The organism is Enterobacter sp. Sphag1F, from assembly GCF_014193275.1.
Taxonomy (GTDB): Bacteria; Pseudomonadota; Gammaproteobacteria; order Enterobacterales; family Enterobacteriaceae; genus Pantoea; species Pantoea symbiotica.
Genome location: NZ_JACHZD010000001.1, coordinates 853,613 through 866,379 on the forward strand (window position 1 = coordinate 853,613; position 12,767 = coordinate 866,379).

Here is a 12,767-nt window from a genome sequence, read left to right on the forward strand (position 1 = left end):
CCGCTACAGCCCCAACTCACTCAGGCCCGGATGATCGTCCGGACGCGTGCCAGCTGGCCAGTGGAACAGACGCTGGTCGGCGCTAATCGGTAGATCGTTGATGCAGGCGAATCGCTGAATCATCAAACCATCGGCGCCAAAGTGCCAGTTCTCATTGCCATAGCTGCGGAACCAGTTACCGCTGTCATCATGCCATTCGTAGGCAAAGCGCACCGCCAGCTTATCTTCGTGCCACGTCCATAACTCTTTAATCAGTCGATAATCCAACTCTTTGACCCACTTGCGCTGCAGGAAGGTCACGACTTCTGCGCGCCCATTAACGAATTCACTGCGATTGCGCCAGCGCGTGTCTTCGCTGTACACCTGCGAAACACGCTGCGCATCGCAGCTGTTCCAGGCATCTTCCGCCATGCGGACTTTCTGTAACGCGGTTTGTTGATTGAACGGTGGCACCAGCATGTTATTTCTCCCGATTATGTAGACAGGTCTGTCTACTTGATTCATCCTGCCGTATGTAGACAATTCTGTCTACATGCACACAAGGAATTTTTTATGCTTGAACCTCTGATCTTTGATGCCAGCGCATCCGCGCGCGATCGTATCTTGCTGTGCGCGCAGCAGTTGTTTTACCAACAGGGCATTCGTGCCACCGGCGTGGATAAGGTGATTGCAGAAGCGGGCGTGACTAAAGTGACTTTCTATCGTCACTTTCCGGCGAAAAATGCGCTGGTGCTGGCGTTTTTGCAGCAGCGTCATCAGCGCTGGATGCTGGCGTTTCGTCATGCGCTGAATCAGCACGCGGCGTTGATCGATGCCCTGCCCGCAGCGTTACTGAGCTGGTTCAGGGATGACGATTATCGCGGCTGCGCGTTTATCAATACCGCGGCGGAACTGGGCAGCACGTTACCGGAAGCCAGCGAAATTATTCGTCAGCATAAGCGTGAGATGGCGCAGGCGATAAGCGACAAGTTGATGCCTGAGCAGCAGGTAAAAACGGCGCAAATGGTGTTGCTGGTTGAGGGAGCGATTGTGCAGGTACAGATTGGCGAGGATGCGGAACTGGTGGTCGAGGTGCTGCGTGCCGCGCTGAATGCGCTACTGAAAACGGGAGCGTGACCGGCAAGTCACGCTCCATCACCCTTAGAACTGGTAAACCAAGCCCAGCGCTACGACGTCATCGGTATTGATACCGGCTGCGTCGGTGAAGTTGTTGTCGTCCAGCAGGTTGATCTGGTAATCAACATAGGTCGACATGTTTTTGTTGAAGTAGTAAGTTGCGCCTACATCAATGTATTTCTTCAGGTTCTGGCTGCCGTAACCTTCGATGTCAGTCCCGCGAGAAGAGACGAATGCCAGAGATGGACGCAGGCCGAAGTCGAATTGGTACTGTGCCACCAATTCCCAGTTATCTGCTTTGTTAGCGTAACCGTAAACAGTGCCGCTATCGCTCGCACCAAAACGCGTCGCGTTATATGAACGGCTGTACATTGCGGCCAGGTAAACGTTGTTAGCGTCATACTTCAGCGCGCCGCTGTAAGCTTCGGCTTTATCACCGCGACCAAGAATGTTAGCAGTGCGCGGATTATTACCATTCTGGTTATTGGTACGGTCAGACTGGAACATCGCTGCACCAATACCGAAACCTGAACCCAGATCATAAGTGGTGCTCAGACCGTAGCCATCACCGTTCTCGCCCAGTACATCACGACCAGAGCCAGTAGATTCGGTTGGGTTGTCGTTTTTGCCTTGATACTGAACCGCGAAGTTCCAGCCATCGACTAAACCGAAGAAGTTGGTATTACGATAGGTTGCGAGGCCGTTGCTGCGCTGGAACAGGAAGTTGTCCGCGCCGTAGGTATCGCCACCGAACTCAGGCAGAACGTCAGTCCATGCGCCGAGATCGTACATCACGCCGTAGTTACGGCCGTAATCGAATGAACCTGCATCACCAAATTTCAGACCAGCAAAACCAACACGCGTAAAGCTATTAGCGGTGCCTTCGCTTTCTGCAGTGTTCAGTGCTGCCTGATATTCCCACTGGCCGTAACCGGTCAGCTGATCGGTCACCTGAGTTTCACCTTTGAAGCCAAAACGCAGGTAAGACTGGTCACCGTCTGAGCTAGAGTTATCAGAGAAATAATGCAGACCATCCACTTTGCCGTAGAGGTCTAATTTGTTGCCATCTTTGTTGTAAATTTCAGCTGCGCTTGCTGATCCTGCAACCAGCAATGCAGGAATCATCAGGGAGAGAACGCGACGTTTCATTTTATTACCCTCTTTAATGTGCCTTTATTTTTGCCACTGCGAGCTGAACGATTAAAAATTCAGCCGGCAAGCCATTGTTATTTTATGTTGGGCAATAATCTATCACGAAAATGCTACTAAATTTCCAAAACTGTTTCATTCTATTTAATAGTTATTTCAGGATGTAAATATCGGGGAACTAATAACCAGCACAGATAGGTAAAAAATATAGCACTTTTTGACAACATATAATTTAATCGTTTAAAAACATAAGATTACATAAGTTGCATTTCCGCACTGAATGACAAAACTCTAACCTATCCAGAGCATACAATTATCCCCGCTATCATCATTTATTTCATTATTACCTTCATTCACCCCGAATGATTTGATTTACCCTAATTTCCCGCCGGGCTAGATTGCCCGGCATTTTTTTGCCAGAAATTCAGGTGTCACCTTATATTGCGTAAAGTTAATTATGCGGGTCAAATTAACCACAATAATCGCTACGCATTATTTGTCTCTTTCCGCACATTTTGTTCAATTCATAGTCTTAAAATGGCAATGTTAATTTCGGCACGTAACAAAGATTGCTGCAATAATAGCCGGTGCAGATTATCAACGCTCACGCAGTGATTCCTTCGCTTTATTCAGCGGCTTAAGTAAATAATCTATGACGGTTTTCTGACCGGTTTTAATTTCAACATTGGCCACCATGCCGGGCATGATGGCGAATTTGCGTCCGCTTTTATTGGTCAGCTCGGCTTTTTGCGTGCGCACATAGACGCGATAGTAAAATTCGTCGTGGCGCACGTCGTCCTGCAACGTATCGGGTGAAACGGTTTCGACTTCTCCGCGCAGATCGCCATAGATGGAAGCGTCGTAGGCGGTGATCTTCACTGCCGCAGGCAAACCTGGGCGAATGTAGCCGATATCGCGCGGATTGATGCGCGTCTCAATCAGCAGCTGATCCTCCAGCGGCACAATCTCCATCAGCTTGCCACCCGGCTCCAGCACGCCGCCCACGGTGGTGACGCGCACATCTTTCACAATGCCGCGTACCGGCGAAATCAGCGTGGTGCGTGTCAACAGATCCTGTTTTCCCGCCGCCACCTGCAATTGCGCATCCAGCTCACCGTTGTTCTTCACCTGCTCTTCGTGAGCGCGCACATAATAATCGTTGCGCGCTTCGTCGATTTTGCCGCGCAGATCGCTCACCTGGCGACGCAGACGAATCACGTCCACCTTCCCCGCCGCCCCGCGCAGCATCAGCGGTTCCGTCACGTTGAGTTCTGCCTGCACCAACGTCAGCGATTGCTGCAAATTACCGATGGTCTCGATAAAGTTCTGCCGCCGTACCTGATAGAGCTGCGTTTCACGCGCCACCAGCTCGGGATGTTGCAGGATATCGGTACTGAATTTCAGTGGCGTATCGCTGAGCTCGGCCTGTAAACGTTCAGAGGAGGCACGCAGCGTGCGTACCCGCGCAATCGCTTCACCAAAATTGGTTTGAAAGCGCGTGGGATCGAGCGTTGCCAGCACCTCGCCGCGTTGCACAATATTGCCTTCGTGCACATCGAGCTGTTTGACGATGCCGCCATCGAGGCTATCAATGATCTGCGCGCGGCTGGAAGGCGTGACTTTGCCGATGCCCACCGTCACTTCATCCAGCACCGCAAAGTGCGCCCACAGCAGAAACAGCAGCAGCGCTACCACGCACAGCCAGATGATGGCCGAGGTATGACGTTCACGCCGCGCCAGCTCTTTATCCAGCAACACCACGCTCATGCCGCATCTCCTTTTTTACTGGCGGCATGACGCAGAATCTCGTCGCGCGCGCCATCAGCCACAATACGGCCGTTATCCATCACGATAATGCGATCAACCATGCGTAGCAGCGCGGGACGATGCGTCACCAGCACCAGCGTGCGCCCGGTTACCCATTGCGCCAGCTGACGAATCACCTGCGCTTCCAGCTGTTCATCCATCGCCGCCGTCGGTTCATCCAGCAGCACTACCTGCGGCTGGCGCAGAATCAACCGACTGAGCAGCACCATTTGCCGCTGGCCGCCGGACAAGCCGCGTCCGCCCTCATGAATAATGCGATCGAGGCTGGCAGCGTCCTGTTGCACCAGCGCTAACGCGCCGCTGATGCGCAGCGCCTGCAGCATCTCCTGCTCGCTGGCGTGCGGATTCCCGAGCAGCAGGTTCTGGCGCAGCGTACCGAAAAACAGCCGCGCATCCTGCGACAGCCAGCCAAGCTGACGCCGCAGATCGACCGGATCGATGCAGGTGAGATCGACGCCGTCCACCAGCACTTTTCCCTGGCTAGCGCGCGCCTGCCCGGCCAGCATTTTCAGCAGCGTCGATTTACCCGCGCCGACTTTACCGAGGATCGCCACGCGTTCGCCGGGCGTGATCTGCAGCTGCGGAATGTTAAGCACGCTATTACCGCTCTCCTCTTCGTAGCGGTAATGCACGTTTTGCAGTTGATAGCTGCCGGTCAGCACCGGACAGTGCGCCAGCGAGGCGTGATCGGGTTGGTCGAGCGGCTTTTTCAGCAGCTCATCCAGCCCTTTCATTGCCGATTTAGCATGCTGCCAGCGCGAGAACACCATGGTGAGCTGCATTAGCGGCGCGATGGTGCGTGACGAGAGCAAGCTGCACGCCACTAGCGTGCCGGTGGTGATCTGATTGTCGAGCACCAGATAGACACCGAACACCAACATGCCGGCATAGGTGAGCTGCTGCACGCTGGCCGACCAACCGGTGAGGCGCGCACCCCACAAACGTTGCTGATTGCTGATGGCCGCGCTGACTTCGTGCGTTTGCTCCCATTGCCGCTGAAAATAGGGTTCCGCTTGCAGCGCTTTGATGTCTTCAACGCCTTCGAGGGTTTCCACCAGCACCGCCTGACGCAGCGCGCTTTCACGTAGCCCTTCCTGCGCCAGCCGCGCCATTGGGATCTGCACCAGCAAGCCGGGAATGACAATCAGCGGAATTGCCAGTAACGGAATCAGCACCAGCCAGCCGCCAATCGACGCCATGATCAGCAGAAACAGCAGCACAAAAGGCAGGTCGGCGGCGGCATTCACCGTCGTCGAAGTCAGCAGTTCGCGTACCTGATCAATTTCACGCAGTTGGGCAATAAAGGAGCCGGTGGAACGCGGACGCGCTTCGTTGCGGATATTCATCGCCCGCGCAAACAGCATGGCGGATATTTTCAGGTCGATGCGTTTGCCCATCAGATCGGAAACCTGGGTGCGCATCAGGCGAATCAGATACTCGATCGCCGCAGCCAGCACCACACCGGCAAACAGCACCCACAACGTCGGCTGCGACTGCGCCGGAATCACCCGATCGTAGACCTGCATGGAAAACAAAATGCCCGCCAACGCCAGCACGTTACCGACCAGCGATGCCAGGCTGATCTCCGCGATGCGCCGCTTCATGCCACGAAAGTTATGCCAAAACCAGTGCGGCTGATACGGCTGCACAAACTCGTCGATGCGCGCATCGCGCGCCCGTGCCGCCACGCCAATTACGCCAACTTGCATGTCGGCCTGCAGTAACAAATCCTGCAGCTGACCTGCGCGCACCACATCGCCACTTTCGCTCAGCCAGTAACGCACGCCACCCTTGCTATCCACCTCTTCAATCAACGCCACGCTGCCGTTTTCCAGCAGCAGCAATATCGGCACAATTTCCTGCCGCCAGCGCAGTTTGCTATGCGGCACCAGCATGAAATGCAGGCCTAACAGCCCGGCTAAACGTTCTAGTTGTTGCGTGGGTACCAGATGTTGAAACCAGCGCATCTGCTGACGCAGCGTGCTGGCGTCTGCTGGTTTACCGAAGCGTGCCGCCACGCGCAGCATCGCCGCGATGCCGTTGTCGCTGTTGAAGGGTTGTGCAGTCATCCCTGTTGTCCCGTGAGAAATGAGAGTGAGCTGGCAACCGCTAGCCGAGGTCGCTAGCGGTTGATGGGCGGATTACGCCAGGCTCTGAACCTGATGTTGCTGCAAATGGTCGGCGAGGGTGTAACTGCTATCGCTGGCGTTGTAGTGGCTTTCCGTGGCGCGCGCATCGCTATGCGGAACGGCGGCGGCGCTGTCGCCTGACGGTTGATTCAGCGTAACGGTCGGTACCTGATGTGTGGCGACATTGAACAAGTTCTCGATGATTTGCGTGTCGTGGTTACCGTACTCATCCCAGCGCGTGGCCAGCGGCGACACTTCACCATCCGGCAACGCCTGCAGATCGTCGGCGCTGATGGTCACCATGCCGTTGACCGGCGTGTAATTTTTGCCGTTGAGCGTCAGCTCCTTCACGCCTTCGAGATAGAAACTGAGATCGTGCTGTGCTTCTTGCTGATTCAGCGTGGTATCGCCGCCAATATTAATTTCGTAATAGATGTCTGGCAGTTTGGTAACCACGTTGAGTTCCAGCATCGCGTCGGTGCTGTTGCCGGCACCATCCTGCGCATAAACACGGATTTCGCCCAGTGAAATGAAATTCGCTACGTCACTGGACGGAATCGTTACCTGCCAGTGACCATCGCTGCCAATCTGCGCGTGATAGACCGCATCACCGCTGCACAGCAACAGTTGCTGGCCCGGCACCACCACCGAGAGATCGCCGCTAAAGGTGAGATCGTTTTGGCTCTCTTCTTTATTGATCACGTTGTCTGCCGTGACCTTATCGAAACTGATGTGCGGCAAACTGCTGACGTGGGTAATTAAGGTGACATCCTGCTGATAAGCGGTGGTTTTGCCGTTGGGATCGGTGGCGCTGACTTTCAGGCTATAGACGCCATCCTGTAATGCCTGAAGATCTTGTGAGGGAATGGCGGCGGTCCATTCGCCTTTGTCGTTAACGCCGCCGATATATTTTTGACCGGCTAAGATCACCGTAATATGGCTGTTCGCCGGCATATGCGTGACGCTACCGTGCACCTCCACGCCGTAAATCCCTTCTGCCACGTTGACCGCGTTATCCCCGCTGATCGGATCTACCGTCAGCGTGGGCTTGATGGTTTTATCCACGTAAACCCCGAAGCCCACCTGCGTATCGGTGCTATTGCCAGCTTTGTCGGTGATGGTTAGCGTCAACGAATAGTCGCCATCGGCTAATCCGTTGAGCACCGAAGGCGGCATTGAGGCATTCCAGTAACCCCATTTATTCACCGTGCTGTGCCAGCTTTCACCGTTAAAGCTCAGCGTCACGGTGGCGCCCGGTTCGGATTCGGCGCGACCGCGCAGGTGAATGTTCCTGCCGGATTCCCACGCGGCGATCACACCATCCATCGCAATGGGTTCATACGGACGTAGCGGCGCAGGCGGCGTGATATTCACGCTGCGCGTTTGCAAAGTTGACGTGTCGTCTGCCACCGGATAAAGGCTGACCGCAGATTGCAGAATCGCCGCTAATTGTTGTTCTGATTGACGTGAAGACATAGATAACCTCGTTACAGGGAATGTATTGCAGCGGCCATTAAGCTTATTAATGATTTAAGCGTACCGGTGCGCCATACAGGCCGTTAATAAACGGTCCGCTTCACCTGATGAAAACGGGTTACCAGCAGGTAACAAGGATTAAAAGAAGGCACAGCAAAACTCTCCCAATCGGGAGAAATAATCTCGATCTCGCTATATTCCGCATCGGGAGGCGATGGGATGACTAACATATCGGTTTTAGGTGGTCGCTGCCTATTGGCGAAAATCCGGAAATGCGTGCTTTGCGACAGCGCCAAAAAATTGACGTGTAAGCCGCGTCTGGCGCGGAATCTTTCATCAGTATACTGCATCATTCAGCAGAAAAAATTTTACTTAAGTCACTCCAGTTTTGGTTGGCACATGCCAGGAAAGTTCTGGAAAAGCGTAGCGATGCGTGAAAAATCGGTAATATGCCTGTTTCTGGCGTTTAATCGCTGCCATCCGAATTGTCTGATGCGCGGTGTGACGCCCGCTTTGATGCTAAACTTCGTCGCTTCAACCGCTACTGAAAAATACTCTTTATGACAGCACTGGACGCCGCGCCGCACAATAAATTGCATCACCGTGTCAACCTTGGGACACGCATCGTTTTCCTCATCGCCGGATTGGGAATGTCCGCATGGGCACCGCTGGTGCCGTTCGCCAGCCAGCGTCTGGCGTTAAGCGGCGCGTCATTGGGCGGTTTGCTGCTGTGTTTAGGCATTGGATCGCTGGCGGCGATGCCGATTACCGGCGGTTTAATTGCGCGTTTCGGTGGTCGTCGGGTGATGTTGTGCTCAACGCTGGTGGTTCTTGCGGTGTTACCGCTGCTGGCGACGCTCGATGTGATGTGGCTGATGGCCGCCACCTTGATGGTGTTTGGTGCCGGACTCGGCATGCTGGATGTGGCGATGAACGTGCAGGCGGTGGAAGTGGAAAAAGCCGCGCGCAAGCCGATGATGTCCGGTTTCCACGGTTTCTTTAGCCTCGGCGGCATTATCGGCGCGGGTTCCGTCAGCCTGCTGCTCGGCAGCGGCCTGACGCCGTTGCAAGCGGTTGGCGCGGTAATGGTGCTGATTGTGTTGCTGCTGGTGTGGAGTTTGCCAACGCTGATGACCGAACGCCTGCACCAGCCCGATCAGCCGTGGCTGGTGATCCCGCGCGGCTGGGTGGCTTTCCTCGGTTTGCTCTGCTTTATTCTGTTTCTTGCCGAAGGCGCGGTGCTGGATTGGGGCGCGCTGTTGCTGCTGCAAAGCCCGGAGATGAGCCCGGCGCACGCCGGTTTGGGTTATGCGGTGTTCTCGGTGGCGATGACCATTGGTCGTCTGACCGGCGATAAAGTGATTCAACGCTTTGGCCGTTATCCGGTGATGTTGACCGGTGCGTTAGCCGCTGCAGCGGGTATGACGCTGGCGGTGTTATTACCCTGGCCGCAAATCGCGCTGCTGGCTTTCCTGTTGGTGGGTTTTGGCCTCGCCAATACGGTGCCGATGTTGTTCAATGCTGCCGGGAATCAACACGATATGCCGTCGAATCTGGCGATTTCGGCCATGACAACGTTAGGCTATGCAGGTATTCTTTCAGGTCCGGCTTTAATCGGATTAATTTCCCAGTGGATCAGCCTGAGTGGTGCATTTTTGCTTATCGCTCTGCTGCTGCTGGCCGTCGCTGCCAGTGCCCGACGGGTTGCGCGCTAATTCCATGATCCTGAGACACTATGCTGCCTTATAAATTTCCTCTGACATCCGGCAATGTAACGCGCTTTTTCGTGGTGTTTAACCTGGTGCTTTTTCTGGCGCTGGGCGCGATGGTGCACAATAGCGTCAATGCCTGGATTACAGAGAAGCGCTATGCGATGACCGATTTGGCGCGCGCGATGCAGAAACGCATCGATGCGTCGCGCTTCGCTACGTGGCAGATCTATGAAAACCTGGCCACCAGCGCCGCCGGATCGTCGCCGAACAGCAATCTTCAGGAAACCCGCCTGCGCCCGGATGTCTATTATCTGGAAAAAACCCGCCGCAAAACCGAAGCGCTGATTTTTGGTTCGCACGATAGCAGCACGCTGGATATGACCATGCGCATGTCCAACTATCTCGATACGCTGTGGGGCGCGGAAAATCCGACCTGGTCGATGTATTTCCTTAATGGTCAGGATAACAGCCTGATTATGATCTCCACGCTGCCGCTGAAAGACATGGCGACACGTTATAAAGAGAGCGCGATTAATACGCTGGTTGATAGCCGCCGCGCCGAAATGTTGCAGCAGGCTAATGCGCTGGATGAGCGTGAAAGCTTCTCGCCGCTGCGTCATTTCGCCTGGCAGAACGATCACTACTTTACGCTGCGCACCACCTTCAATCAGCCAGGCCATTTAGCCACCGTGGTGGCGTTCGATTTGCCGGTTAACGATCTGATCCCGCGCAATATGCCGCTGGAGAATTTCCAGTTACGTCAGGACGCCGCGCAAACTTCCACCACCGCCACCACCAGCGACGATACCAGCAGCGAAAGCACCCACGTGGCGCTGGTAAACCCGAATCTGGAGATCGCCGCATCGCTGCCAAGTACGTCGCTGCAGCTTGTATATCGCGTACCGCTCACCAGTCTGGCGCTGGATACACTGCATAACCTGATGTGGCCGCTGCTGATTAACCTTGTGCTGTTTTTGCTGTCAATTGCCGGTATTACGCTGCTGCGTCAGCAGTCGCTGCGCCCGAACGAAAACCAGAGCGCCGAGCTGGATTCGCTGCGCATGCTGAATGAAGAGATTGTCGCCAGTTTGCCGGTCGGCTTGCTGGTGTACGACTTCGCCACCAATCGCACGCTGCTTAGCAATAAAATCGCTGAACATCTGCTGCCGCACCTGAATTTGCAGAAAATCATCAATATGTCGGATCAGCATCAGGGCGTATTGCAGGCGACCATCAATAACGAAGTGTATGAGATTCGCCACGCGCGCAGCGTGCTGTCACCGCATACCCAGCTGTTTATGATGCGCGATCAGGACCGTGAATTGCTGGTGAATAAGAAGCTACAGAAGGCGCAACAAGTGCTGGATCGCAATCACCAGATGCGCCAGCAGCTGATGCACAATCTCGGTCACGCGCTCAATCGTCCGCTGCAAAGCATGGTTAAGCAGTTAGTGCAACTCAGCCAGCGCGACGATGATGAAAGCGTGCTCGATCTGCTCGACGAGAGCCAAGGGTTGGCGCGCCTGGTGGATGACATCGTGCTGCTCAATCGCCTTGAAGCGCATGACTGGTCGCCGGATGCCAGCGTGTTCAACCTGCAGGATATGCTGGATGAGATCGCACTGGAAAGCCTGCCGCTGCTGCGCCGTAAAGGTTTAGCGCTGGTGGTGAACAACCATTTAGCCAATGACGAGATGCGCTTTGGCGATCGTCGTGCGCTGCGTAAAGTGCTGACCACGTTGATGCACTATTCGCTGACCACCACGCGCTGGGGCAAGATTTCGCTGGAGATTAAAACCACTGAAGACAAGCCCAATCAGGTGTTGCTGCAGCTGGTGGATACCGGCTCTGGCTTAAGCGTCGATGAACTGGCGAACGTCGATTTCCCCTATCTTGGTGAAACCACGCAAGACCGCTTCGGCCAGGCGTCCGGCATGGCATTTTTCCTCTGTAAGCAACTGTGCAAACAGATGGGCGGCCAGCTGGAGATCATCGCTAAACCTGATATCGGCACACGCTACAACATCCAATTGCCGCTGGCGTTAGAGCAGCAAGGCGAGCAGGAAGAGAAACTGCTGGAAGGCGTGACCGCGTTGGTGGATATCGCCGTCGAAGATGTACACAAGATCGTTTGTCGCCACCTCGAAAACTGGGGAGCGAAATGCCTTACGTCGGATGAACGTTTAACCGGTCAGGATCATGATGTGCTGGTAACCGACGATCCCGCCCGCCTGAACGGTTGGGCGCTGTTGCTGGCCGGTGACGAAATGGGTCATCACGCGTTGAACGATCAACAATTCCGGGTCAACTTCAATCTCAGTAATGCACTGCTTGATGCGCTGCTGGCCCTGATTGAAAAGCAGCTTTCTCATGATTTGTTAGAGGAGAGTCGCGAAGATGAAGAAGCCACGCCGCTGATGAGCGGAGGCTATTTCCAGCTGTTTACCGAGACAGTACCGCCAGATGTGAAGAGACTGTATACTGAAGCGGCGGAAAAGGATTATCCCTCGCTTGCTCAGACAGCACATCGCCTGAAAGGCGTGTTTGCCATGCTCAATCTGGGGTCAGGTAAACTGCTTTGTGAAGCGTTAGAACAACACATTAAAGTATGTGACGATTTAACCATTAAAAATACCACCAGTGAAATTGACGCGTACGTCAGCCAACTGCTGCAGCAAGGTAACCAATAAGATGAATAACTTGAACGTAATTATTGCCGATGACCATCCGATCGTTCTGTTCGGTATCCGTAAGTCACTGGAACAGATTGAATGGGTTAACGTTGTAGGTGAGTTTGAAGACTCAACAGCATTAGTAAACAGCTTGCCTAAACTGGACGCCAATGTCCTGATTACCGACCTCTCCATGCCAGGCGAGAAGTACGGTGACGGTATCACCCTGATTAAATACATCAAACGTCACTATCCGGATCTCTCGATTATCGTTCTTACCATGAACAATAACCCAGCGATCCTGAGCGCGGTGTTGGATCTGGATATTGAAGGGATCGTACTGAAGCAAGGCGCGCCAACCGATCTGCCAAAAGCGCTGGCTGCTCTGCAGAAAGGCAAAAAATATACGCCGGAAAGCGTGGCAAAACTGCTGGAGCGCATCAGCGCTGGCGGTTACGGTGACAAACGTTTGTCGCCGAAAGAGAGTGAAGTACTGCGTCTGTTCGCAGAAGGTTTCCTGGTGACTGAGATCGCTAAGAAACTGAACCGCAGTATCAAAACCATCAGTAGCCAGAAGAAATCAGCCATGATGAAACTGGGCGTGGAAAATGATATCGCGCTGCTGAACTATCTCTCTTCTGTTAGCGCCACTCAGGTCGACAAAGAGTAATCCTGAATGGGCGGCG

10 protein-coding genes are annotated in these 12,767 nt (G+C 54.2%); 5 read left to right on the plus strand and 5 right to left on the minus strand.

Annotation, left to right across the window (positions count from 1 at the left end):
- Positions 1 to 3 precede the first annotated feature (3 nt).
- On the minus strand, positions 4 to 459 hold the full coding sequence (locus FHW71_RS03855; RefSeq protein WP_179450054.1) for a nuclear transport factor 2 family protein: 456 nt from the start codon (positions 457 to 459) through the stop codon (positions 4 to 6).
- Positions 460 to 552: 93 nt separating this feature from the next.
- On the opposite strand from FHW71_RS03855, the gene FHW71_RS03860 reads away from it, so the two are divergent.
- The gene (locus tag FHW71_RS03860; protein WP_179450052.1) at positions 553 to 1,116 is read left to right on the plus strand and encodes a TetR/AcrR family transcriptional regulator; all 564 of its coding nucleotides are present in this window, start codon (positions 553 to 555) and stop codon (positions 1,114 to 1,116) included.
- Between the two features lie 24 nt (positions 1,117 to 1,140).
- On the opposite strand, the gene ompC is transcribed toward FHW71_RS03860, so the two are convergent.
- The 4 genes from ompC to FHW71_RS03880 all read right to left on the minus strand — a co-directional run bounded on the left by ompC (position 1,141) and on the right by FHW71_RS03880 (position 7,697).
- Positions 1,141 to 2,265, minus strand: a complete 1,125-nt coding sequence (ompC, locus tag FHW71_RS03865) for a porin OmpC (protein ID WP_008105096.1) — start codon at positions 2,263 to 2,265, stop codon at positions 1,141 to 1,143.
- 597 nt (positions 2,266 to 2,862) lie between these two features.
- Positions 2,863 to 4,032 (minus strand): HlyD family efflux transporter periplasmic adaptor subunit, encoded by a 1,170-nt coding sequence (locus FHW71_RS03870; RefSeq protein WP_179450050.1) that lies wholly within the window; start codon positions 4,030 to 4,032, stop codon positions 2,863 to 2,865.
- Positions 4,029 to 6,161 carry a type I secretion system permease/ATPase gene (locus FHW71_RS03875; protein WP_179450048.1) on the minus strand — a complete coding sequence of 711 codons (2,133 nt, stop codon included), beginning with the start codon at positions 6,159 to 6,161 and terminating at the stop codon, positions 4,029 to 4,031. Before FHW71_RS03875 ends, FHW71_RS03870 begins: the two co-directional genes overlap by 4 nt.
- A gap of 72 nt (positions 6,162 to 6,233) precedes the next feature.
- Positions 6,234 to 7,697, minus strand: a complete 1,464-nt coding sequence (locus tag FHW71_RS03880; protein ID WP_179450046.1) for an Ig-like domain-containing protein — start codon at positions 7,695 to 7,697, stop codon at positions 6,234 to 6,236.
- 219 nt (positions 7,698 to 7,916) lie between these two features.
- On the opposite strand from FHW71_RS03880, the gene FHW71_RS03885 reads away from it, so the two are divergent.
- The 4 genes from FHW71_RS03885 to rcsB are packed head-to-tail and all read left to right on the plus strand — an operon-like array spanning position 7,917 to position 12,751.
- On the plus strand, positions 7,917 to 8,261 hold the full coding sequence (locus FHW71_RS03885; protein ID WP_179450044.1) for a hypothetical protein: 345 nt from the start codon (positions 7,917 to 7,919) through the stop codon (positions 8,259 to 8,261).
- Positions 8,258 to 9,412, plus strand: coding sequence for an MFS transporter (locus FHW71_RS03890; RefSeq protein ID WP_176973734.1), 1,155 nt, complete (start codon positions 8,258 to 8,260; stop codon positions 9,410 to 9,412). Before FHW71_RS03885 ends, FHW71_RS03890 begins: the two co-directional genes overlap by 4 nt.
- 23 nt (positions 9,413 to 9,435) lie before the next feature.
- A complete protein-coding gene (gene rcsD, locus FHW71_RS03895; protein ID WP_061718432.1) occupies positions 9,436 to 12,099 on the plus strand; it encodes a phosphotransferase RcsD in 2,664 nt (887 codons plus the stop codon).
- A gap of 1 nt (position 12,100) precedes the next feature.
- Positions 12,101 to 12,751 carry a response regulator transcription factor RcsB gene (gene rcsB / locus FHW71_RS03900; RefSeq protein ID WP_007889370.1) on the plus strand — a complete coding sequence of 217 codons (651 nt, stop codon included), beginning with the start codon at positions 12,101 to 12,103 and terminating at the stop codon, positions 12,749 to 12,751.
- Positions 12,752 to 12,767: the final 16 nt, after the last annotated feature.